20 protein-coding genes are annotated in these 21,872 nt (G+C 72.7%); 16 read left to right on the top strand and 4 right to left on the bottom strand.

Features of this window, described 5'->3' with window-relative positions; genetic code table 11:
- Position 1: 1 nt before the first annotated feature.
- Positions 2-376 carry an ATP-binding protein gene (locus tag ACIQ9P_RS32690; RefSeq protein ID WP_402364432.1) on the bottom strand — a complete coding sequence of 125 codons (375 nt, stop codon included), beginning with the start codon at positions 374-376 and terminating at the stop codon, positions 2-4.
- A gap of 431 nt (positions 377-807) precedes the next feature.
- On the opposite strand from ACIQ9P_RS32690, the gene ACIQ9P_RS32685 reads away from it, so the two are divergent.
- Positions 808-1,908 carry a helix-turn-helix domain-containing protein gene (locus tag ACIQ9P_RS32685; protein WP_402364429.1) on the top strand — a complete coding sequence of 367 codons (1,101 nt, stop codon included), beginning with the start codon at positions 808-810 and terminating at the stop codon, positions 1,906-1,908.
- 22 nt (positions 1,909-1,930) lie between these two features.
- Positions 1,931-2,521, top strand: coding sequence for an HD family hydrolase (locus ACIQ9P_RS32680; protein WP_402364426.1), 591 nt, complete (start codon positions 1,931-1,933; stop codon positions 2,519-2,521).
- A 58-nt stretch (positions 2,522-2,579) separates the two neighbouring features.
- Here ACIQ9P_RS32680 and ACIQ9P_RS32675 read toward each other — a convergent pair whose 3' ends face one another.
- From ACIQ9P_RS32675 to ACIQ9P_RS32665, 3 genes are all read right to left on the bottom strand, one after another.
- Entirely contained in the window at positions 2,580-3,971 is a 1,392-nt protein-coding gene (locus ACIQ9P_RS32675; protein ID WP_402364567.1) for an NAD(P)/FAD-dependent oxidoreductase, read from the bottom strand.
- 168 nt (positions 3,972-4,139) lie between these two features.
- The gene (locus ACIQ9P_RS32670) at positions 4,140-4,736 is read right to left on the bottom strand and encodes a hypothetical protein (protein ID WP_402364423.1); all 597 of its coding nucleotides are present in this window, start codon (positions 4,734-4,736) and stop codon (positions 4,140-4,142) included.
- Between the two features lie 178 nt (positions 4,737-4,914).
- Complete coding sequence (locus ACIQ9P_RS32665) at positions 4,915-5,397, bottom strand: cysteine/serine endopeptidase inhibitor (RefSeq protein ID WP_402364420.1); 483 nt, start codon at positions 5,395-5,397, stop codon at positions 4,915-4,917.
- Between the two features lie 126 nt (positions 5,398-5,523).
- On the opposite strand from ACIQ9P_RS32665, the gene ACIQ9P_RS32660 reads away from it, so the two are divergent.
- The 14 genes from ACIQ9P_RS32660 to ACIQ9P_RS32595 all read left to right on the top strand — a co-directional run bounded on the left by ACIQ9P_RS32660 (position 5,524) and on the right by ACIQ9P_RS32595 (position 21,858).
- A complete protein-coding gene (locus ACIQ9P_RS32660; RefSeq protein ID WP_402364417.1) occupies positions 5,524-5,784 on the top strand; it encodes a hypothetical protein in 261 nt (86 codons plus the stop codon).
- Positions 5,785-6,021: 237 nt separating this feature from the next.
- A complete protein-coding gene (locus tag ACIQ9P_RS32655) occupies positions 6,022-6,258 on the top strand; it encodes a hypothetical protein (protein ID WP_402364414.1) in 237 nt (78 codons plus the stop codon).
- A 675-nt stretch (positions 6,259-6,933) separates the two neighbouring features.
- Positions 6,934-7,962, top strand: coding sequence for a TauD/TfdA dioxygenase family protein (locus tag ACIQ9P_RS32650; RefSeq protein ID WP_402364412.1), 1,029 nt, complete (start codon positions 6,934-6,936; stop codon positions 7,960-7,962).
- A 39-nt stretch (positions 7,963-8,001) separates the two neighbouring features.
- Positions 8,002-9,288: an ROK family transcriptional regulator gene (locus ACIQ9P_RS32645; RefSeq protein ID WP_402364409.1), complete on the top strand. Its 1,287-nt coding sequence runs from the start codon at positions 8,002-8,004 to the stop codon at positions 9,286-9,288.
- Positions 9,285-10,868 (top strand): ABC transporter substrate-binding protein, encoded by a 1,584-nt coding sequence (locus ACIQ9P_RS32640; RefSeq protein ID WP_402364406.1) that lies wholly within the window; start codon positions 9,285-9,287, stop codon positions 10,866-10,868. The genes ACIQ9P_RS32645 and ACIQ9P_RS32640 overlap by 4 nt, the downstream gene beginning before the upstream one ends.
- Positions 10,869-10,887: 19 nt before the next feature.
- Positions 10,888-11,832 carry an ABC transporter permease gene (locus ACIQ9P_RS32635; protein WP_402364404.1) on the top strand — a complete coding sequence of 315 codons (945 nt, stop codon included), beginning with the start codon at positions 10,888-10,890 and terminating at the stop codon, positions 11,830-11,832.
- Positions 11,833-11,835: 3 nt separating this feature from the next.
- Entirely contained in the window at positions 11,836-12,690 is an 855-nt protein-coding gene (locus ACIQ9P_RS32630) for an ABC transporter permease (RefSeq protein ID WP_402364401.1), read from the top strand.
- Positions 12,687-14,429: an ABC transporter ATP-binding protein gene (locus ACIQ9P_RS32625; RefSeq protein WP_402364398.1), complete on the top strand. Its 1,743-nt coding sequence runs from the start codon at positions 12,687-12,689 to the stop codon at positions 14,427-14,429. The genes ACIQ9P_RS32630 and ACIQ9P_RS32625 overlap by 4 nt, the downstream gene beginning before the upstream one ends.
- Positions 14,426-16,753: an arylsulfatase gene (locus ACIQ9P_RS32620; RefSeq protein ID WP_402364395.1), complete on the top strand. Its 2,328-nt coding sequence runs from the start codon at positions 14,426-14,428 to the stop codon at positions 16,751-16,753. The genes ACIQ9P_RS32625 and ACIQ9P_RS32620 overlap by 4 nt, the downstream gene beginning before the upstream one ends.
- A gap of 45 nt (positions 16,754-16,798) precedes the next feature.
- Entirely contained in the window at positions 16,799-17,434 is a 636-nt protein-coding gene (locus ACIQ9P_RS32615; RefSeq protein ID WP_402364392.1) for a 4'-phosphopantetheinyl transferase, read from the top strand.
- 162 nt (positions 17,435-17,596) lie between these two features.
- Positions 17,597-18,439 (top strand): SAM-dependent methyltransferase, encoded by an 843-nt coding sequence (locus tag ACIQ9P_RS32610; protein ID WP_402364389.1) that lies wholly within the window; start codon positions 17,597-17,599, stop codon positions 18,437-18,439.
- A 515-nt stretch (positions 18,440-18,954) separates the two neighbouring features.
- Positions 18,955-19,425 (top strand): NUDIX domain-containing protein, encoded by a 471-nt coding sequence (locus ACIQ9P_RS32605; protein ID WP_402364386.1) that lies wholly within the window; start codon positions 18,955-18,957, stop codon positions 19,423-19,425.
- Between the two features lie 145 nt (positions 19,426-19,570).
- On the top strand, positions 19,571-20,539 hold the full coding sequence (locus tag ACIQ9P_RS32600; protein WP_402364383.1) for a Gfo/Idh/MocA family protein: 969 nt from the start codon (positions 19,571-19,573) through the stop codon (positions 20,537-20,539).
- A gap of 29 nt (positions 20,540-20,568) precedes the next feature.
- Positions 20,569-21,858, top strand: a complete 1,290-nt coding sequence (locus ACIQ9P_RS32595; protein ID WP_402364380.1) for a DegT/DnrJ/EryC1/StrS family aminotransferase — start codon at positions 20,569-20,571, stop codon at positions 21,856-21,858.
- The last annotated feature ends 14 nt before the right edge of the window (positions 21,859-21,872 follow it).

The raw sequence follows: 21,872 nt of genomic DNA, 5'->3' as shown, positions 1-21,872 counted from the left end.
GTCAGCCCCGGTTCGGGGCACGCAGGACCAGATCGGCGTGCACGACCTTTCCCAACGACTCCAAGCTGGCACCCCATTGGCCGCGCGTCAGCAGATGGACGAGCGCCAGCCCCCGGTGGCCCTCGTCGTCATCGCCCGCCTCGATCAGAATCGGCATCGTCCGTGACCCGTCCCTGACCGCGATCCGGATCCTGACGGCAGTGACCTGGCGAACCGTGACCAGCATCCGACGACGGCAGCCCGTCTTCACCGCGTTGGTCGTCAGCTCGCTGACGACCAACGCGGCAGCATCGGCCAGTTCCGGCAGCCCCCACTCCGCAAGCTTCTCCCGCACCATCCCCCGGGCCACGGCGACCGACTCGGCGAGGTACGGCAAGGCCACAGTCGCCGGACACGGCCCGGCCTCGCAACAAGCTCTTCGCGGAACCTCCGGTGTCACGAGCGCCGCTCGTACTCCGGCCGGAACGGCGTGACGCGGGGCGGCCTTCGACGCATTCGACGGCATGACAGCTCCAGTGCAGGTGGTGAGTACGCAGAGCCCCTTCGAGGGGCGTCCGATCGACATGTCCCCGAGGTGGGTGACATCGGGCTGTTCGTGCCCACGCGAGCGCACGTTGGCCGTACGCTGCCCCAGCCGGGCAGAGCCGATGCCGTGCTGTTCACGCTACGGTGCGTGAACAACCGGTCCGACTGACTGCCAGTACGCGTTGTCAGGGTCCGAATCGCCTTGGGAGGCCCCCGATGGCCGCTCCTTCACCTCCGCCGTTCCGAGGAACACCGACCGGCGGTCGTCAGCGGGCCGCTCCGGTGCCGCAAGGAACCGTCACGGGCTTCCTGTTCAAAGTGGTCCGCGAACAGATCCCCTGCACCCAGGAGGAACTGGCCGAGCGGCTGAGTGTCGACAAGAGCACGGTCCAGGGCTGGGAATCGGGGCGCCGCCCGCTCTCCGCGACCAAGGCCGGGAATCTCGTGGTCCTTCGCCGAAAGCTCCTGCTGCTCGGAGCGCCCAGCACCCTGGTGTCCCTGCTGGCCACCGCGATGGAGGCCGATCTGCTCCTCGGCGACATCATCCGTACCGGGCCGGGCGGTGATCCCGACCAGCACCCGCTGGCCAGCTGGGTGCTGACTCGGGACACCACGCACTTGATCGGCTGGGCGGTGAGCGGGGTGGTCCCGGCTCTGGTGGCGGCTCACTCCGGCGCCCCCGCCGCGCGCCGGGGACCGGTCGCCTCGGCGCCCCTGCTCGACCGCAACCTGCGGACCGCGTTCTTCGGGAGCCTCCGCTCCACCGCCGAGGCGGTGGAGCGGGCGGGTGACGAGGCTGCTCTGCTTCGCCGCCAGCTCTGGTACCTGTCGTCCTACGACCGGGACTGGGACGCCGCCGAGTGGTTTCACGGCATGCGGCGAAGGGGCACGATGACCGCCGTCGCGACGGGCTGGTCACCGCGCTGGGCCGAGGTCCGCTCCGTGGCGGCGGCCATGGCCCGCCAGGGCGATCCGGGGCTCATGCGGGACTTCATCGACCGCTCGCTCACCGATCACGACGACGCCGAGGCCGCCAACCTCAACTACTGGGCGCATTGGCTCGGGCTGGACTGCCGGCCACAGACCTCGGATGCCTTCATGGCCGAGCGGCAGCGGCCCGCCTGGGGATCCTCCTCCCTCTTCCGCGCCTTCGCCGAGCGGCTCGACCGCGCGGTCGAGTACACCGACCTCTACGTCCACTCGTTGTGGGCCCTCACTCTGTCGCGTCGTGGGTTGTTCGATGCCGACCCACAGGTGTCGCGGGAACTGGCCTACACCGTGACCGCGTTGCTGGACGGCGGATCGCTCTCCTCCGAGTCCCGCCGGGAGCTGGAGTCTGTGCACTACGGTCTGCGGGTAGGCGGTCACTGCACCGGTACGTGATCAGACTCGGCAGAGGACGGCGATGACGGACGAGACGCAGGCGGACGACAGGCAGGCCAAGGGCACCGCGGGGTACCTCCTGGAAGCGGGGATGCTCAAGCGGGCGAAGCGGTCGGGATGGTGGATCGCCGGGGTGAAGGATCCGGAGACGATCGCCGAGCACTCCTTCCGGGCCGGCGTCGTCGGTGCCGTGCTCGCCATGATGGAGGGGGCCGATCCGGCCAAGGTCGCGCTGATGTGCCTGTTCCACGACACCCAGGAGACCCGCGTCGGCGACATCCCCCACATCGGCCGCCGCTACCTCACCGCCGCTTCGAACGAGCGGGTGACCGCCGACCAGGTGAGTGCCGCGCACCCCGCCGTCGCGGACGGGGTCCGGGGCATCGTCGAGGAGTACGAGAACGGCGAGAGCCCGGAGGTCGTCGTCGCGCACGACGCCGACAAGCTGGAATGCCTGCTCCAGGCCGTCGAGTACCGGGAGCAGGGCTACCGGAACGTGCAGCCCTGGATCGACAGCAGCCTCGCGGGCCTCAAGACCGAGTCCGCCCGCCGCCTCGCCGAGGCTGCCCTGACCATGACCTCCCTGGACTGGCAGCAGGTCTACCTGCCGTAGCCGGAGGTCGGGCGCCCGGCCCCGTCGTGGCGGCGGGGCCGGGCGTCCTCCTTCGTCACTACCGGCCGGCGATGGTGTCGGCGAGGCGGGCGAGGGGGGAGGTGGTGGGGCGGCGGGTGGTGGCTTCGCGGCGGTCGGCGAGGTGGTAGGCGGCGTAGAGGGCGTGGACGCCGAGCCAGCGGAAGGGCTCGGGCTCCCAGCGGCGGACGCTGTGGCCGACCCAGGGCAGCCGGGTGAGTTCGGTGTCGTGGCCGAGGACGAGGTCGCGCAGGGTGCGGCCGGCCAGGTTGGTGGTGGTGACGCCGCTGCCGACGTAGCCGCCGGCCCAGCCGAGGCCGGTGCGGCGGTCCAGGTCGACGGTGGCGCACCAGTCGCGGGGGACGCCGAGGACCCCGGCCCAGGCGTGCTCGATCCTGGCGGTGCGGGCGGCGGGGAAGAACTCGTGCAGGATCTCCCGCAGCTGGCGGACGGTGGCGGGCTGGGTGGCGCCGTCGGTGTCGGTGCGGGAGCCGAAGCGGTAGGGGACGCCGCGCCCGCCGAGGGCGATCCGGTCGTCCGCGGTGCGCTGCGCGTACATGTAGGCGTGGGCGAAGTCGCCGAGCACCTCGCGGCCCTCCCAGCCGGTCTCCTCCCAGAAGGAGGCCGGGAGCGGCTCGGTGGCGATCATCGCCGAGTTCATCGGCAGCCAGGTGCGGCGTTCGCCCGCGAGGCCGGAGGTGAAGCCCTCGGTGGCGCGCAGCACGTACCGGGCGGTGACGGTGCCGTGCGCGGTGACGGCCCGGGGCCTGCGGCCGCCGCGGATCTCCGTCACCGGAGTGCTCTCGTACAGCTCGACACCGAGCCGTTCCACCACGTCGGCGAGGCCGGCGGCCAGCTTGGCCGGCTGGACCCGGGCGCCGTAAGGGCTCCACACGCCGCCGAGCGCCCCGGCGACGTTCAGCCGCCGCGCGGTGTCCGCGGCGTCGAGCACCTGGACGCGGTCGGCGCCGTAGGCGCGTTCGGCCTCGGTGAAGGCGCGCAGCCGGGCCAGTTGGGCGGGGGTGCGGGCGACCTCCAGGACGCCGCCGCGCACCAGATCGGCGTCGATGTTCTCGGCGGCGAGGGTGTCGGCGACCTCGCCGACCGCCTCGTCCATCACCCGCTGCATCGCGGCGGCGGGCTCCTGGCCGTAGCGGCGGGCGAAGGCGCCGCGGCCGGCGAAGCCGTTGTAGAGCCAGCCCCCGTTGCGCCCGGAGGCACCGTAGCCGCAGAAGCGCTGTTCCAGGACGGCGATCCGCAGGCCCGGGTCGGCCTTCTTGAGGTAGTACGCCGTCCAGAGGCCGGTGTAGCCGCCGCCGACCACGCAGACGTCGACCTCGCGGTTGCCGGGCAGGGGCGGCCGGGTGTCGGGCACCCCGAGCCGACCCCACCAGAAGGACACTCCGCCGTTCACACCCGTGCCACCGGACACCACGGAACCCGACCTCGCTCTCACGCCGACAGTTTCCCGGACGCTATGCCCGGAGGACGGGGTCGAACCACCGCCAGCTTGGAAGAATCCGGTGCCCGCTCGCTGCACCCTGTCAGGTGCGCGGCGAGGGTGGGCCCGGCTCCGGAGGGGCAGGGGCGGGTGCGGGACTCAGGCCCCGAGGAGGCGTTCGAGGAGCCCGGCCGCCGACTCGTCCTCCCCCCGCTCCGGGACGGCGCAGCGCACGTCGAAGGCGGTGTCGCGGGCGAGGGCGAGGGCGGCGGCGTCGCGGGCCGGGTCGAGGAAGGTGGAGCGCCGCGGTGACAGGAGCATCGACGAGGTGCCTCCGGTCCAGTCGGGGGTGAGTTCGAGGAGTCCGCCGTCGCCCTCGGCCATCACCTCCGCCAGTCCGCGCAGGACGGTGAACGCCCAGATCATGCCGGGGAGTTCGAAGTCGACCCGGGTGTCGAGGTCGAGCGTGAGCGCGCCGGTGGCGGCGTCGTGACGGAGACCGAGGTCGTCGTGCCCGGCCAGGTCGAGGAGGTGGTCGGCGTGGTCGCCGTCGAGCCAGCTGTCGCACTCGGCGACGGCGGCCGGGAGCTCGGCGAGGTACCGACCGCACAGGGCCCGGTCGGACCAGGAGGTGCACAGGGCCGCCCAGTCGGACTCGGGCCAGGCGGAGGCCGGGGCGAGCGGCGCGCGCAGATAGGCCCGCAGGCGGGGTTCGGCGATGGTGACGGCCGCCGTGACCGTGATGTACCGCGCCATGTCCGCCGCTCCTCCGTCGTCACTCCGGCCGCGCCGGTCGTCCGGGTCGTCCGGGTCGTGCCGATCGTCCGGGTCGCGCCGGCCGGTCAGGTCGCGCCGGTCGCGGTCGGTGCCGATTGTGCCCGCACCCGCCGACATTGGGGGCCGCGGCGGGGGCGGGCGACCGGGGTGCGCCGAATCAGCCGATGGTCGAACCGGTGATCGGCTCGGAGAGCGGGATGCTCTCGCCCGCGAGTCCGGTCTTGACGAACTGCCAGGTGAGACCGTTGATCACGCCCTGCCCGAGCGGCGCGAACCGGGCGAAGGCCGGCTGGCTGAGGTCGAGATGGGAGGCGTCGCAGGACGGACACTTGTCCTTGACCGGCACGGTGACGGTCTTGCCCTGGTAGCTGACCTTGACCGAGATGCCCTTGCAGAGGGGGTCGTTGTTGGGGTTGGCGCTGGTCCACCAGGTGTGCGAGACGGCGACCAGCATCTGGTTGCCGGCGTTGATCTGGGTGCCGCAGGCGCCGTAGCCGGCGTCGTTGTAGTAGGTGGCCTTGCCGCTCATGGGCTTGTTGATCGGTATCGCGGCACTCGCGGTGCCGGCGGTGAGCGCGACCAGCGCGGCGGCGGCCAGCGGGACGCCCGCCAGGATCCGGAGGTTCGGGACAACTCGCATGTGTACCCTCCCAGTTCGGTGACTGGAAAGGACAGTAGGCAGAGCATCCACAACTGGTACAGACATCTGACATGTTGTCATGAACACAAGTGAGGATGCTTTACTCGCTCGGCCGACGGAGGGACGATGCGTGACCGCACCACTCCCCGCGCGTTCAGCAGGGCGCCCGATCCCGTGTCCTCGGAGGCCCCGTTGCGCACCTTCGCCCTGCTCGCCACCCTCGCCGCCGTACTGTCCGGCGCCCTCGCCGGTCCGGCCGCCGCCGCACCGGAGCCCCGGGAGGTCAACCAGGGATACAGCATCCCGGTCGGCGCCGTCACCGACCTCGGCGCGCTCCCCGTCCTCGGCAGCCTCGGCCTGGACTTCGCCCGGCTGATGGGAGCCTAGCCGCCCGCGACCGGGGCGACCGCGACCGCCTGTCAGGTGCCGGACAGTGCAAGAACTGTCCGGAAGATGATCGTCAGCTTGCCAGGCGAGCCTGTGACCTGCATCGTCACAGGAACACCACATCGATTCCGGTCGGAATTGGTCTCGACCATTGCCCGGCGTTCACATTCGGAGGAGGCTCCTCGGCGAAGCGCAGGGGCACCGGCCCGGCGCTCACCAATGGGAGGAAGACCACTCATGTCGCTTCGCAAGGCCCTCTCCAGCGTTGCCGTGGCCGGAATCATGGCGGGCAGTGCCCTGATCGCGGCCCCGAGCGCCCAGGCGGCCACCTACACCTACATCGGCATCTACCCGACCGCCGCCTCCTGCCACGCGGCCGGCCAGGCGTACGTGAACAGCCACCAGGCCGTCGTCTACTTCTGCGACACCACCACCGAGACGGGCCCGGCGCGGCTCTCCGTCGTCTTCTACTGAGCCGAAGCACCACACCGGTGGTGGGCCGCGCGGTCGTGCGGCCCACCACCGGCACCCCTCGCGACAGCAGGGCCCGTCCGGACACTGTCCGGGCGGGCCCTTCGACTGCCCACGATTATTTCCGCTGCGAAAGTTAGTCCTCCCGACACGCCCGCGACAGGCGGGAACACGCCGTCGCAGCGGCCGCGTCATCGCCCGAAAGCCTCCCGCAACGCGGCGTCACCCGGCCGCAACACCCCTTCCCAGCAGGCGGAACGGGTGATTGACAGGGAACCGCGGGCTTCAGCACGATGAGCGCCGAGCCCAGTCGCGGCGCCCACCGCGGCACCCGTGGCGGCACCCACCGCGGCACCCGTCGCAGCACCCCGAGACAGCGGAAGGAGGGCCGATGATCACCCGCACCGTTCACCGTGTCGCCCCGGCCCGCCGCCGCTGTTGTTGTCGCGGGGCGCTCGCCCGCTGAGTCCCGGCCGCACTCCGGCCGTCCTGCCCCGCCACGGCATCCGTGCGCCCTTCGTCGCGCCCCACCCCGCCGCGGCCCGCCCCACCCCGCCGTGCCCCGCCCGCGTCCGCACCGGCCGGGCCGCGTCCGCGCACCCGCTCCCCCTTCACCCGCGCGTTCGCCGCATCCACCGTCTCCACGTCCAACCTCCTTCAGAGAGTCGAGGATCCGCCATGTCCACTGCCACCACCACCGAGCTCCGCCTCACCCCGGCCGCCGGCCGGATCGGCGCGATCGTCCACGACGTGCACCTCGGCGGCGACCTGCCCGCCGACACCGTCGCCGCGATCGAGGCCGCCCTGCACGAGCACAAGGTGCTGTTCTTCCGCGGCCAGCAGCACCTCGACGACGCCGGGCACGAGGCGTTCGCCCGCCTGCTCGGCCACCCGGTCGGCCACCCCACCGTCCCCAGCGCGGACGGCCGGTACGTCTTCGAACTGGACGCCACCAAGGGCGTGCGCGCCAACAACTGGCACACCGACGTCACCTTCGTCCCCTCCTACCCCAAGGCGTCGATCCTCCGGGCGCTGGAGCTGCCGCCGGCCGGCGGCTCGACGGTGTGGGCCAACACCGCGGCCGCCTACCAGGACCTGCCGGAGCCGCTGAAGGTGCTGGCCGAGTCGCTGCGCGCCGTGCACACCAACGACTACGACTACGCGGCCAGCCTCGCCCTGCGCCCCGAGCTGGCGGACAACGCCGAGATCGCGAACCTGTTCCGGCAGGTCTTCGTCTCGACCGCGTTCAGGACCGAGCACCCGGTGGTCCGGGTCCACCCGGTGACGGGTGAGAAGAACCTGCTGCTCGGCGCCTTCGCCCAGCGGATCCACGGTGTCTCCGGTGCCGACAGCAAGGCGCTGATCGCGCTGTTCCAGCGGTACGTGGAGCGGCTGGAGAACACCGTGCGCTGGGACTGGCAGGTCGGCGACGTCGCGATCTGGGACAACCGCGCCACCCAGCACTACGCCGTCAACGACTACGGCGACGAGCCGCGCCTGGTCCGCCGGATCACCCTGGACGGCGACCTGCCGGTGGGCGTGGACGGTACGCCGAGCCGGCTGCTGGAGCCCGCCGAGCCGCCCCGGGTGGCCGGGCTGGTGCCGGCCGAGGAGCTGGAGACCGCCGCCGCCGAGGCCGCCAAGGTCGCCGCCGCCGAGGCCGCCGGAGCCGGTGCCGCGGTCACCCCGGCCACCGACCGGGGCTGAGAGGGGCCGAGCGGGAACCGGAACCGGGGAAGGCGAAGCATGGCCACCGAGACCGCCCCCACCACATCCGTCGGCGGGCCGCGCACCGGGGACGCCCGGCGGGACGTCAACGCCGCCGCCGTGCTGCGGGCGGTACTGGACCACGGTCCGGTGGCCCGCGGCCGGGTGGCCGCGCTCACCGGCCTGAGCCCGGCCGCGGTCTCCCGCCAGGTGGTCGACCTGGTCCGGCTCGGGCTGCTGCGCGAGCGGCCCGGGCCGACCGCCCCCGGCCCCGGGGCGGTGGGCCGGCCACAGCTCCCGGTCGACGTCGACACCGGCCGGATCGCCGTGGCCGGGCTGCACATCGGCCTGCCGTACTCCACCTTCGCCTTCCTCGATCCACGCGGAAACGTGCTCCACCGGCAGGAGTTCGGCAATCGCGGCCGCACCGGCCGGGCCGTGCTGCGACCCCTGCTGGCGCGGCTGCCCCGGCTGCTGGCCGCCGTGCCGGACGGCCGGACCGTGGTCGGCCTGGGCGCGGTCACCGGCGGCTCGGTCGACCGGGAACGCGGACTGGTCGTCCGCCACGATCCGCTGCGGTGGCAGGACCTGCCGCTCGCCGCCCTGCTCGCGGAGACCTCCGGACTACCCGTCCAGGTCGACAACCACGCCCGGGCGCTGGCCCGGGCGGAGATCCTGTTCGGACACCCGGCGGCCCGGCGTTCGATGGTGCACCTGTTCGTCGGTCACGTGGTGGACGCGGCCCTGGCGGTGGCCGGCACCGTGCACGTCGGCCCGGCGTCACCGACCGGGGACGTCGCCCATCTGCCGGTGCCGGACAGCGACCGGCTCTGCCACTGCGGCCGGACCGGCTGTCTGGCGGTCGCCGCCTCGGACACCACGCTGTTCGAGGCGGCGGCCGCCGAGGGGATCACCGAACAGCCGGACCGCGCCGCCTTCATGGCCGCCGTCCGGGCCGGGGACCCGCGCGCCGACCGGTTGGTGCGGCGGCGCGCGGAGACCATCGGCCGCGCGCTCGCCCTGCTGGCCGACGTGGTCAATCCCGACCTGCTCGTCCTGACCGAGACCTTCGCCCTGCTCGACCCGGCCTACCTGGACGTGGTGCGCACCGAGTTCGCCCGCCGCTCGCACCTGCGGCGGGACGCCGATCTGCTGATCGCCCAGCAGCGCGGCGCCGACGTTCTCGCCGTGGCCGCCGGAGCCGCCGCGCTCACCGCCCTCCACGCCCGTCCGGTGCACGCCCTGACCGCCGCCGCCAGGCCGCACCGGCCGACCCCTCACCCGCCGACACCGCACGCCCCTTCCCGCAGAGGACCCCACTCGTGACCAGCTTCCCCATCGCCCCCGCCCTGTCCCGCCGGACACTGCTGCGCGGCGGCCTCGCCGGGGCCGGCCTGCTCTCCCTGGCCGCCTGCCGCTCGGCCGCCGACACCGCCGCGGGACAGGCCACCGGCGACGCGGCGGGCCCGCGCCGCGGCGGCGTCCTCACGGTCGGCACCGGCGTCGACTTCACCCCCGCCCTGCTGTTCGCCCAGAGCGCCAACACCCTCGTGCAGCGCCTGGTCTTCAACACCCTCACCCGCTACGACGACAGGCTCCGGCCGCAGCCCGAGCTCGCCACCTCCTGGCAGGTCGCCCCGGACGGCGCGAGCGTCACGCTCAGGCTGCGCGAGGACGTCACCTTCCACAGCGGCCGCCGGTTCACCGCCGACGACGTGGTGTTCGCCGTCAGGAACCTCCAGAACCCGGCCCGTTCGGCCCAGTTGAGGTCGACCGCGGCCGCCGTCACCGACTTCCGCAAGAACGGCGACTTCGAGCTCACCCTCGTCCTGGCCCATCCGGTGAGCAATCTCTTCGACCTCTTCGAGTTCATGATCGTCCCGGACTCGGAAACCGTCGAGGACGCCTTCGCCGGGACGAAGCTGATCGGCACCGGCCCCTACACCTTCACCGAGCGCAAGCCCGGCAGCTCGATCACCTTCGCCCGCAACGAGAAGTACTGGAACCCCGGCCGCCCCTACCTGGACGGCGTCGAGATCCGCGTGATCCCGCAGGCGGAGTCGCTGCTCTCCTCCCTCCGGACCGGTCAGACCCACCTCTCCTACAGCATCCGCGGCAAGGACATCGCCACCCTCCGCAGCGACCCGCAGTTCCGCATCACGCCCTACGACACCGGCTCCGGCGCCTACTACATCGGCGCCAACCTCACCGCCGAACACGTCTCCGACAAGCGGGTGCGGCAGGCCATCGCCTGGGCCGTCGACCGCGAGCGGCTGGTCGAGCAGGCGCTCGGCGGCTACGGCACCGTCTCCGCCACCCCGTGGCCCAGGTCCTCCCCCGCGTACAGCGCGGACGCCGCCGGCCACTACCACCACGACCCCGACCGGGCCCGGCAGTTGCTCAAGGACGCCGGACTCACCGGCATCAGCCTGCCGTTCGGCCACAGCAACGACCCCGGCAACACCGCCGTCGCCCAGATCCTCCAGTACGACCTCAAGCAGGTCGGCATCGACACCGTCCTCCAGCCCACCGACTCGCCGACCATGCAGAAGCAGCTGATCGCGCAGAGCATGCCCGCGCTGTGGACCCTGAGCCACGGCTTCGCCCAACTCCACCCCGCCACCCTGGCGGTGAGCGCCTACCCGTTCAACGAGGCGAAGAACAGCTCCCGCTTCACCTCGCCCGCCTACACCGACATCGTCCGGCGCGCCTGGCAGCGACCCGACAGCGACAGCCCCGAGGCCAGGGCGCTCTACGGACAGATCACCGACGTGCTGCTGGACGAGCAGTTCGTGATCGACCTCGCCATCGCCGGCCTCACCGAGGTCGCGGTCGGCAGGGCCCGCGGCGCCACCCTCAACAAGTTCGGCTACCTCAACCTCGACGACGCCTACCTCACGGCCTGACCGGAGGACCCGGACCCCGATGCGCACCTTCCTCCTCAAGCGGCTCCCCTCCGCCCTGCTCGTCCTCCTCCTCGCCTCCTTCCTGGTCTTCCTGATCCTGCGCCTCATCCCCGGCGACCCGGCCACCACGCTCGCCGGACCGGACGCCGGACCGGCGGCCGTGGCCGCGATCCGGGCGCAACTCGGCCTGGACCGGCCGCTGTTCGAGCAGTACCTGCACTGGCTCGGCCAACTCCTCAGCGGTGACCTCGGACCCAGCTACGCGATCGGCGGGCAGGTCACCGACCTGATCACCGACGGCCTCGGCGCCACCGCCCAACTCACCGCCGCCGCCCTGCTGCTGGTCGTCCTGATCGCCCTGCCGCTCGGCGTCCTCGGCGCCACCGCCCGGCGCCGGCCGGTCGGCGCCGCCGTCCGCGCCTTCACCACCGCCGTCCTCGCCGTGCCGCCGTTCGTCACCGGCGTGCTGCTGGTGCTGCTGTTCGCGGTCACCCTCGGCCTGCTGCCGGCCGGCGGCCACGAATCCCTGCTCGACGCCCCCGACCTCGCCCTGCAGTACCTGCTGCTGCCCGCCGTCTGCCTCGCCCTGCCCAGCGCCGCCGTCCTCGCCCGCTACCTCACCGACGGCATCGAACGCGCCCTCGCCGAGGACTACGTTCGCACCGCCACCGCCGTCGGCGTCTCCCGCCGCCGGATCGTGTGGCGGCACGCCCTGCCCAACGCGCTGCCCTCCGCCGTCACCGTGCTCGGCCTGCAGATCGGCCACCTGGTGGCCGGGGCCGTGCTGGTCGAGCGGATCTTCGCCTGGCCCGGACTCGGCCAGCTCGTCGAACAGGGAGTGCTGCGCCGCGACTACCCCGTGGTGCAGGACCTGCTGCTACTGATCGTCGCCGTCCACGTCACCGTCCAGCTGCTCACCGACCTGGTGCACGCCTGGCTGGACCCCCGGATCCGGTGGGAGTAACCGATGACCGCCCTCGCCGCCCCCGCGCGCGCCCTCCCGGCCCGCGCCCGCAACCGCTACCTCGCCGGACTGCTCACCGGGCGCGGCCTGACCGGGCTCGCCCTGGTCGGCACCGTCGCCCTGGCCGGACTGCTCGCCCCGCTGCTCACCGGCCGGGACCCCGACGCCCAGGGCCCGCTGGCCCTCGCCGGGCCCAGCGCCGCGCACCCGTTCGGCACCGACGACCTCGGCCGGGACCTCTTCAGCCGGGTCCTGCACGGCATCACGACCGACCTCGCGCTGATCCTCTCCGCCGTCCCCGTCGGCGCGCTGGCCGGCTGCTCGCTCGCCCTGCTCTCGGCCACCCACCGCTGGGCCGACACCGCCGTCCAGCGGGCCTTCGACCTGGTGCTCGCCTTCCCCGGACTGATCCTGGCCCTGGCGATCACCGCCGTGCTCGGGCCCGGCCGCTGGCCGGTGTTCATCGTCATCGCCCTCGCCGAGATCCCCTTGTTCGGACGCCAGTTGCGGACCGGGATCCTGGTCCAGCGCGAGCGGGAGTACGCACTCGCGGCCCGGGTCGGCGGCGCCTCCCGGCACCGGGTGCTGCTGCGGCACGTCCTGCCGAACGCCGTCGATCCGCTGATCGTGCAGACGGCGGTGGCCCTGTCCGTCGGCGTCTTCATCGAGGGCGCGATGAGCTTCCTCGGCCTCGGCGTGCGCCCGCCGGAACCCACCCTCGGCTCGATCCTCAGCCAGTCCGTCGGCTACCTCGCCACCCGTCCGACCTTCGCGGCCGCCCCGCTGGCCGCCACCACCGCGCTGGTGCTCGGCTTCACGCTGATCGCCGAGGCCCTGAACCGGGGGATCCGCCGATGACCGCCCGCACCACGCACCGCGCCGAGCGCGCCGCGACCCGCACCGGCGAGGTCCCGCCCGAAGACACCGACGCCGCGCCCCGCACCGGCGAGGTCCCGCCCGAAGACACCGACGCCCCTCCCCACACCGTCCTGAAGGTCACCGACCTCAGGGTCGAGTTCGACGGCACCACCGCCGTCGACGGCGTCGGCTTCGAGCTCGCCGCCGGGGACACCCTCGGCCTGGTCGGCGAGTCCGGCTCCGGCAAGTCCACCACCGCCCTCGCCCTGCTGCGGATGCTCCCGCCCGGCGGCCGGATCACCGGCGGCTCGGTGGAGCTGGACGGGCAGGACCTCGCCGCCCTCCCCGAACCGGCCGTGCGCGCCCTGCGCGGGCGGCGGATCGCCATGGTCTTCCAGGATCCGATGTCCTCGCTCAACCCGGTCCTCACCGTCGGCCGCCAGCTCGACGAGGCCCTGCGCGCCCACGGCGCCCGCTCCGACCGCCGCGAACGCGCTTCCCGCGCCGTCGAGTTGCTCGACCTGGTCGGCATCCCGGACGCCGCCGACCGGTTGCGGGACCACCCGCACCGGTTCTCCGGCGGGCAGCGCCAGCGCGTCATGATCGCCCTCGCGCTCGCCAACGACACCGAGGTCCTGGTCGCCGACGAACCCACCACCGCCCTCGACCCGACCGTCCAGCGGCAGATCCTGGACCTGCTCACGCGGATCAACCGGCAGACCGGCACCGCCCTCGTGGTGATCAGCCACGACCTCGGGGTGATCGCCCGCACCTGCCGCCGGCTGCTGGTGATGCGCCACGGCAAGGTGGTCGAGTCCGGCACCACCGCCGAACTCCTCGGCGCGCCCCGGCACCCCTACACCCGGCAGCTGCTCGCCGCCGTCCCCCGCCTGGAGACACCCTCCGGGGCGGCCGCCAACAGCGTCCCCGGGCCGGAACCGCTGCTCACCGTCACCGGCCTGCGCAAGACCTACGGCTCGCGCCGACGCGCCGTCACCGCGCTGGACGGCGTCGACCTGGAACTGCACCCCGGCGAGACCCTCGGCCTGGTCGGCGAGTCCGGCTCCGGCAAGTCCACCCTGGCCCGCGCCCTGGTCCAGGTCCACGCCCCGAGCGGCGGCGCGATCCGGTTCCGGGGCGAGGAGTTCGGCCGGGGCGGCGAGCGCGCCGCCCGGCGCGAGGTGCAACTCGTCTTCCAGGACCCGTACTCCTCGCTCAACCCCCGGATGACCGCCGGGCAGATCGTCGCCGAACCGCTGATCGCCCACGGCCTCGGCGACCGGGCCGCGCGGGCGAAGCGGGTCGCCGAACTCCTGGAGCAGGTCGGCCTCGACCCGGCGAGCGCCGACCGGCACCCCCGCGCCTTCTCCGGCGGACAGCGCCAACGCATCGGCATCGCCCGGGCGCTGGCCCCCGGACCGAGCGTACTGATCTGCGACGAACCGGTCTCCGCGCTCGACGTCTCGGTGCAGGCCCAGGTGCTCGACCTGCTGGCCCGGCTCCAGCGCGAGCTCGGCCTCGCCATCCTCTTCATCGCCCACGACCTCTCGGTGGTCCGGCAGGTGAGCCACCGGATCGCCGTCCTGCACGGCGGCCGGATCGTCGAGACCGGCCCCGCCGACCGGGTCGTCACCGCCCCCGAGCACCCGTACACCGCCGAACTCCTCGCCGCCGTACCCCGCCTGGACGCGCTCGCCGCGCCGACCGCCCCCGCCCTGACCCTCCGGAGCACCGCATGAGCACCGACCCGTTCCACCGCGACCCCTACGAAGGCTTCCCCGGCACCGTCGGCCGCACCTTCGCCGACTCCACGCCCGCCTGGCCCGACCGGGTCCGCCCGCGCGAGGGCGCGCCCAACATCGTCGTCGTCCTCGTCGACGACCTCGGCTACAGCGACATCGGCCCGTTCGGCGCCGAAGTCCCCACTCCCGTCCTGGACGGCCTCGCCGAGCGCGGCGTCAAACTCGCCAACTACCACACCATGCCGCTCTGCTCGCCCGCCCGGGCCGCCCTGCTCACCGGCCTCAATCCGCACCGGGTCGGCTACTCCTTCGTCGCCAACGCCGACCCCGGCTTCCCCGGCTACGGCATGGAGGTCGCCGGGGACATCCCCACCCTCGCCGAGCTGCTGCACGACGCCGGCTACGCCACCTGGGCCGTCGGCAAGTGGCACCTCACCCGCGACTCCGCCTCCAACGCCGCCGACAACCGCGCCAACTGGCCCCTGCAGAAGGGCTTCGACCAGTACTACGGCGTGCTGGAGGGCCTCACCAGCCTCTTCCACCCGCACCAACTCGTGCGCGACAACAGCCCGCTGGACATCGACGAGTTCCCCGACGACTACTACTACACCGACGACATCACCGATCGCGCCATCGACATGGTCAAGTCGCTGCGCGCCCACGACGCCGACAAGCCGTTCTTCCTCTACCTCGCCCACAACGCCGTCCACGGCCCGCTCCAGGCCAAGCCCGCCGACCTCGCCCGCCACCGCGGCCGCTACGACGGCGGCTGGGACGAACTGCGCGCCGCCCGCTTCGCCCGCCAGCTCGCGGCCGGCCACTTCCCGCCCGGCACCGAACTGCCCGACCGCAACGCCGAGTCCGGCCACGAGGTCGGCCCCTGGAGCGAACTCACCGAACCCGAGCGGCGGTTGTACGCCCGGTACATGGAGGTCTACGCGGCCATGGTCGACAACGTCGACCAGAACCTCGGCCGGCTGCTCGACACCCTCACCGAACTGGGCGAACTCGACAACACCATCGTGGTGTTCACCTCCGACAACGGCGGCACCGGCGAGGGCGGCGCCGAAGGCACCCGCAGCTACTTCAGCCGCTTCGTCCACCACCCGAACCTCCCCGAGGACTGGAACCCCGACGTCGAGCGCGAGGTCGAACTCATCGGCGGCCCGCGCTCGCTGGTCCACTACCCGCGCGGCTGGGGGATGGCCTCCAACACCCCGTTCCGCCTCTACAAGGGCCAGACCCACGCCGGCGGAGTACGCGTCCCCTTCGTCCTGTCCTGGCCCGCCGGCCTCCCGCGCGCCGAGGGCGACCCGGGCATCCGCACCCAGTACCAGTACGTCACCGACCTGCTGCCCACCCTGCTGGACCTCGCCGGGGTCGAACGGCCCGCCCACCGCGCCGGGCAACCCGTGCAGTCCCTCGACGGCTTCCCCTTCACCCGCGTCCTGCGCGACCCCGCCGCCGGATCCACCCACCACGAGCAGTACTGCGAAATGACCGGCAACCGCAGCTACTACCGCGACGGCTGGAAGCTGGTCACCCTGCACCGCCCCGGCACGCCCTACGACGACGCCGAATGGGCCCTGCACGACCTGCGCACCGACCCCACCGAGATCCACGACCTCGCCGCCGAACACCCGGAGCTGGTCAAGGAGTTGTCCGAAGCCTGGGAGAACGCCGCCCGTCGGAACGGCGTCTTCCCGCTCGCCGACGGCAGCGGCGCGATCGCCCGCCGCCACCCCGACGACGCCCGGCTGCGCCGCCCGCTGCGGCTGCTGGCCGGCACCCCCGAACTCGAACGCTACCGCTCCTCCCGGCTGATCTCCTTCCGCTCCTTCACCGTCGAGGTCGAGCTCGCCCACCACGCCGCCGGGGACACCGGTGTCCTGGTCTCCCACGGCGACCAGGGCGGCGGCTACAGCCTCTACGTCGAGGACGGCCGGCTGCGCCTCGCCTACAACCAGTACGGCGAACTCTTCGAGGCCGACGCCGGACCGCTCGCCCCCGGCCCCCACCTGCTCACCGTCGAGGCCACCGCCGTCCCGGGCCTGCGCTGGGAGTTCCGGGTGCTGGTCGACGGCGCGGCGACCGGCCGCCTCGGCCCCGTCCACCAACTCATCGGCATGGCCCCGTTCCAGGGCATCAGCGTCGGCGTCGACCGCAAGTCCCCGGTCTCCTGGCCGGTGTACGAACGCCACCGCTCCTTCCGCTACGCCGGCGGCCTGCGCGCCGTCACCTACCGGCCCGGGGACCCTGCCCCCGACGACCCGGAGACCGTGGCCCGTGCCCTGCGGGAGGCCGCCGCCGCGTTCGAATAACCTGTTCCCGCAGCACCTTGTCGTCCGTCCTGTCCCGGGGGAACAGTGATCAGCGCCCTCCTGCCCGCGTCCGTCGTCGTCGAGACCGCCTACTCCGACCCGCCCCAGGCCCGCCTGGAGCCCGAGGAGGAGGCGGCCGTCGCCCGCGCCGTCGAGTCCCGTCGCCGCGAGTTCACCACCGTGCGCCACTGCGCCCGCCTCGCCCTCGGCCGCCTCGGCGTCCCCTACCGGCCGCTGGTCCCCGGCCTGCGCGGGGCCCCGAGCTGGCCCGAGGGCGTCGTCGGCTCCCTCACTCACTGTGCCGGCTTCCGCGCCGCCGCCGTGGCCCGCGCCGAGGACGTCCTCTCCCTCGGCATCGACGCCGAACCCGCCCTCCCCCTCCCCGAGGGCGTCCTCGACGCCATCGCCCTCCCCGCCGAGCAGCAGCGGAACACCGCCCTCACCGCCGCCCATCCCGGCACCCCCTGGGACCGCGTCCTCTTCAGCGCCAAGGAATCCGTCTACAAGACCTGGTTCCCCCTCACCCACACCTTCCTCGACTTCTCCGAGGCCGACCTCTCCCTCCACCCCGACGGCACCTTCACCGCCACCCTCCTCGTCCCTTCCCCCCTCCCCACCCTGGAGGGCCGCTGGCACGTCCATGACGGCCACCTCGCCACCGCCATCACCGTCCTGCGGTAACCACTCGCGGAGAAGCGGTTCCCACCACCGGTCGCACGGGAAGTCCATCAGGAGGAGCGGAACAGCGGCGCGTTCGCGGGGAGGACCTTTGCCCGCTCCCCGCGAACGTCGCCGTCGGCCCCCGTCACCCGCCGACCCACCCCTCGCAACCGGGAGATCGCGATGACCGACAACCCGCCCCCGCAGCACGGCGTCCCGTCCGCACTCGACCCCGACCCGCTCCGTGACGAGCACACCGAGACCGTGGACGGCGCGGCCGTCGACGGGAACATCCATGTCGGCTACTGGGACAGCCCGGCGGACGGACGGACGCTCGACCAGGCCACCGACCGGCTCACCGACCTCGTGGCGGGGCGGCTGGCCGCCGCACCCGGCCGCAGCCTGCTGGACGTCGGCTGCGGAACGGGAAGGCCCGCACTGCGCATCGCCCGGGCCACCGGTGGCCAGGTGTCGGGAATCTCGGTCAGCGCCGAGGACATCGCGCTCGCACGGACCCGGGCGGACGCCGCCGGGCTCGCCGACCGGGTGGATTTCCGCTACGCGGACGCCTGCGCGCTGCCGTTCGAGTCGGCGTCCTTCGACGGTGCCTGGGCGATCGAGTCCATGATGCACATCCCCGACCGGACCGCCGCCCTCACCGAGATCGCCCGGACCCTGCGCCCCGGCAGCACACTGGTCGTCACCGACGTGCTGCTCCGGTCACCGGTGACCGGTGAGGCCGCCGAGACGGTCCGCCGGACCTGCCGGGCGTTCGGGTCTCCCGCGCTCCCCGAACCGGCGGAGCTCCGCACGGCCCTCGACCGCGCCGGCCTGGAGGTGCTGGAGTTCCAGGACATCGGAGAGCACGTCCGACCGACCTACCGGGCGTTCGCCGACGCCTTCGCGAACGTCACCCCCTCCGTGGACGATCCGCACTACGAGTTCTTCGACTTCGCCCGGTCCCTGCCCCGGTTCGGCGCGCTCCCGGAGGTCGGCTACGCCTTCGTGGTCGCGCGCCGCCGGTGAACGGAGACGCCGGCCGGGTCGGCGGCGCCGAAGAACGGCGTCGCCGGAGCTCGGCAGGCGGCCGATCCGGCCAATGAAGTTCCACCACGATCCATCGGTGGTGGCAGGAAAAAATCGCTCAGAAATCCGTGGCCGACGACCCGTCACCATGGAGCCGGCGGACCGGGCCGGCACCCGGACCGTGCACGGACAGGGCCCGGCCCGGCGATTCCGCCGGGCCGGATCCACGGCGCCCCTCGGCAGGAAATCCCGCAGCACACGACCGTTCGCCGCGTCAAGTGGAACTCGGGGCGCCTCGAATCACTTCGTCCCCGCACTTGTCCTCCGGAATTCAGGTAGCCTCACGGAGTGGAGACGAAAGCTTCAGATCGTCCATTCTCCAGTTCGAACCCAGGTCGCCTCCTCCCGCCCCGACAGCACCGTTCGGGCTGTTCGGTCCCGCATTCGTCCGACCGTTCGTACGAAAACACCGATTCCCCGTCCCCGCACCCGTCGGAGCCCGACGGGCGACCCTCATGACCGGAGCAGCCGAGCCCCGACCGGTGGTGGGCGCGCTGATCCGCGACCCGGCCGGCCGGATCTTCGTCCAACGCCGCTCGGCGGACCGCTCGCTCTTCCCCGGCTGCTGGGACGTGGTCGGCGGAGCCGTGGAACCAGGGGAGTCCCTCCTGGAAGCTCTCCGCAGGGAGATCTCGGAAGAGACGGGGTGGCGGTTGCGCCGCGTTCTCGCCCGGGTGGCACACACGGAGTGGACGGGGAACGGCATCCGGCACATCGAGTCGGACTACCTCGTCGAGGTGGACGGGGACCTCTCCTCGCCCGCACTCGAACCGAACAAACACACCGAGTTCGTCTGGCTGGCCGCCGAGGACATCACGCTGCTCGACGAGAACACACCGCGCAGCGGAAGCACCTTCGTCAAGGACGTCGTGGCCGCGGCACACGCTTGGCGCGCTGATCCTCCGGAGAGCCGCACGGCTCCCTGAACCGTCTGCGGACACGGGAGTCCGATCCGGGCCGCACCACTCTTTCCCGACTTCCCACGTCATCGTCGAGCGGTGTTCTGCGAGGGGAATATTCTGCATGCCCGGCGACAGGCTGAAGAACATCCGTCCGCGACCACGAGTCCTGATGATCGGATTTGCCGGGCATCAAGGAAAGGAATACCTGCCGGTCGTCCAGGAGAGTGCCGATATCGTCGGCGGCGTCGACTCAGCCCCGCCCGCCGGGCCACTCGCCGACGAATGGGGATTCCCGTACTACCGAAGCCTCGACGACGCGCTGAAAGCCGTCGACTTCGACGCCGCGGTGGTCACCGTGCCGCACGGCGAGCACTTCCCGGTCTGTACACGGCTGCTGGCGCACGGGCGGCACGTCATCAAGGAGAAGCCGTTCGCGGTCACCGAACCGGAAGCGCGCCATCTGATCCACCTCGCGCAGCAGGCCGACCGCAGCGTCTTCACGCTGCTGCAACGGAACTTCGACCCGGTGTTCCGGTTCGCCAGGAACAACCTCGCGCGGATCGGAAGGCCCTACTGGTTCTCCTACGACTACCACTTCAACCTGGCGCGTCCGACCACGGGTTGGCGCGCGTCCCGGGAACAGGCCAGGGGCGGTGTGCTCCTCGACATGGGCTACCACCTGGTCGACGTGCTCAACGGGATGTTCCCCGAAGCCCCCCGGGTGCACTCGGCCTTCGTGCACCAGTACCAGGAGACACGGGACCGCCGGCTGGAGGACGTGGCCGGCCTCCTGTGCAGCTACCCGTCCAGGGGGCTGGCGGGCTCGCTGCGCATCTCGCGCCACAGCCTCGCGAAGACCGAACAGCTCTGCGTGCTCGGTTCGGAAGGCGCGTTGACCGTCGCCCCCGGGGCGGCCACCCTGCACGCCGTCGGCGGGGCCCAGTTGGAGCGCTACGCCCCGGGAGGGTCCAGGGCCGACATCACGCGGTCGATGTTCATCCACTATCTGGACCGCCTGGAGGACCGCGACTACCGCCGGGAGCACCTCCTGCGTCAACTCGCCACCGTGCGGACGATCGACGGAATCTACCGGGCCCGGTCGGGCGGGACGAGCGGACTCACCGACCGATGCGCCTGACCCACCCCGTGAGGACAGGAAGAGAACACATGAGCACCGACGAACGGCTCGCCCTGCTCGGGGGCGCACCCGCCATCTCGCGGCCGCTGCCCCACGAGGTCTGGCCGCCCCCAGCGGACCGGGCCGAGCTGGCCGAGCTGGCCGAGCAGCGCAACACCGACATCTCCATCAAGGGCAACAGCGGCCCCATCGGCCGGCTCGAAGCCGACTTCCTCGCCTTCCTGGACGGCGGCGCCCGCTACGCGGTCACCTTCAACTCCGGTACCAGCGCGCTCCTCGCCGCCTACTTCGCCCTCGGGGTACGCGAGGGGGTGGATGTCGTGGGACCGGCGCTCACCTACCACGCGGCGCTGAGCCCCGTCTTCGCGCTGCGCGGCGACGTGGTCCTCGCCGACATCGACCCCGACACCCGCGGCCTGGACCCCAAGGCACTCCAGTCCGCGCTGACCGAGCACACCAGGGTCGTCACGGTCGTCCACCAGTGGGGCCACCCCTGCGACATGGACGCGATCCTGTCGATCGCCGAACGGTACGGGCTGCGCGTCCTGGAGGACTGCTCCCACGCGCACGGCAGCCGCTACAAGGGCAGGCCGGTCGGCACCTTCGGCGACGCCGCCGTCTTCTCCCTCCAGGCCAACAAGGCCGTCTTCGCCGGAGAGGGCGGCATCCTCGTCACCAGCGACCCCGGGGTCCAGGACCGCGCCACCCTCCTCGGGCACTACCGGGACCGCTCCCGGGTCTCCGTCCTCGACGAGGACCTGCGGGCGCACTGGGTCACGGGTTTCGGACTCAAGCTGCGGATGTCACCGTTCAACGCCATCGTCGCCCGGCACGCACTCGCCGCCTTCCCCGCACGCAAGGAGGCCCGGCACCGCTGCCTGCGGCACCTCGGCGAGCAACTCGCCGACGTGGAGTACCTGGAGCGGGTCCATGTCGCCGATGACGTCGACATGGGCGCCTGGTACGGCTACAAGCCGCTCTACCGGCCCCAGGCCCTGGGCGGCGTGCCGCGGTCCGTGCTCATCGAGGCGCTGCGCGCCGAGGGGATGGAGGTCGGCGCCCCCTCCGGTCCCCGGCTGTCGACCCTGCCCCTTTACTCCCGCCCCGAGAACCCCCTCTTCCCCGGAGTCCCGAAGAAGGCCACCGCACCGGGGGCCGGCTCGCAGGCCGAGCACGTCGAGCAGCACGCGCTCTCCCTGCCGACCTTCACCTCCTGGCCCGACGACACGGCGCTCATCGACCAGTACGCCGAAGCGTTCCGCAAGATCGGGCGTCACCGCGAAGCGTTGGTCCGCCACGCCGCCGGGCTGCCCCGATGACCGGAACCGCGACA

This window comes from Kitasatospora sp. NPDC094019 (assembly GCF_044764505.1).
GTDB lineage: Bacteria > Actinomycetota > Actinomycetes > Streptomycetales > Streptomycetaceae > Kitasatospora.
The sequence above is the reverse complement of the archived record's forward strand: the minus strand, read 5'-3'. Positions and strand labels throughout refer to the sequence as shown.

Excerpts from the sequence above, each read along its gene's own strand:
- ACIQ9P_RS32680 (WP_402364426.1), top strand. The coding sequence starts at position 1,931 with ATGACGGACGAGACGCAGGCGGACGACAGGCAGGCCAAGGGCACCGCG.
- ACIQ9P_RS32670 (WP_402364423.1), bottom strand. The coding sequence starts at position 4,736 with ATGGCGCGGTACATCACGGTCACGGCGGCCGTCACCATCGCCGAACCC.
- ACIQ9P_RS32665 (WP_402364420.1), bottom strand. The coding sequence starts at position 5,397 with ATGCGAGTTGTCCCGAACCTCCGGATCCTGGCGGGCGTCCCGCTGGCC.
- ACIQ9P_RS32660 (WP_402364417.1), top strand. The coding sequence starts at position 5,524 with ATGCGTGACCGCACCACTCCCCGCGCGTTCAGCAGGGCGCCCGATCCC.
- ACIQ9P_RS32655 (WP_402364414.1), top strand. The coding sequence starts at position 6,022 with ATGTCGCTTCGCAAGGCCCTCTCCAGCGTTGCCGTGGCCGGAATCATG.
- ACIQ9P_RS32650 (WP_402364412.1), top strand. The coding sequence starts at position 6,934 with ATGTCCACTGCCACCACCACCGAGCTCCGCCTCACCCCGGCCGCCGGC.
- ACIQ9P_RS32645 (WP_402364409.1), top strand. The coding sequence starts at position 8,002 with ATGGCCACCGAGACCGCCCCCACCACATCCGTCGGCGGGCCGCGCACC.
- ACIQ9P_RS32635 (WP_402364404.1), top strand. The coding sequence starts at position 10,888 with ATGCGCACCTTCCTCCTCAAGCGGCTCCCCTCCGCCCTGCTCGTCCTC.
- ACIQ9P_RS32630 (WP_402364401.1), top strand. The coding sequence starts at position 11,836 with ATGACCGCCCTCGCCGCCCCCGCGCGCGCCCTCCCGGCCCGCGCCCGC.
- ACIQ9P_RS32625 (WP_402364398.1), top strand. The coding sequence starts at position 12,687 with ATGACCGCCCGCACCACGCACCGCGCCGAGCGCGCCGCGACCCGCACC.
- ACIQ9P_RS32620 (WP_402364395.1), top strand. The coding sequence starts at position 14,426 with ATGAGCACCGACCCGTTCCACCGCGACCCCTACGAAGGCTTCCCCGGC.
- ACIQ9P_RS32610 (WP_402364389.1), top strand. The coding sequence starts at position 17,597 with ATGACCGACAACCCGCCCCCGCAGCACGGCGTCCCGTCCGCACTCGAC.
- ACIQ9P_RS32605 (WP_402364386.1), top strand. The coding sequence starts at position 18,955 with ATGACCGGAGCAGCCGAGCCCCGACCGGTGGTGGGCGCGCTGATCCGC.
- ACIQ9P_RS32600 (WP_402364383.1), top strand. The coding sequence starts at position 19,571 with ATGATCGGATTTGCCGGGCATCAAGGAAAGGAATACCTGCCGGTCGTC.
- ACIQ9P_RS32595 (WP_402364380.1), top strand. The coding sequence starts at position 20,569 with ATGAGCACCGACGAACGGCTCGCCCTGCTCGGGGGCGCACCCGCCATC.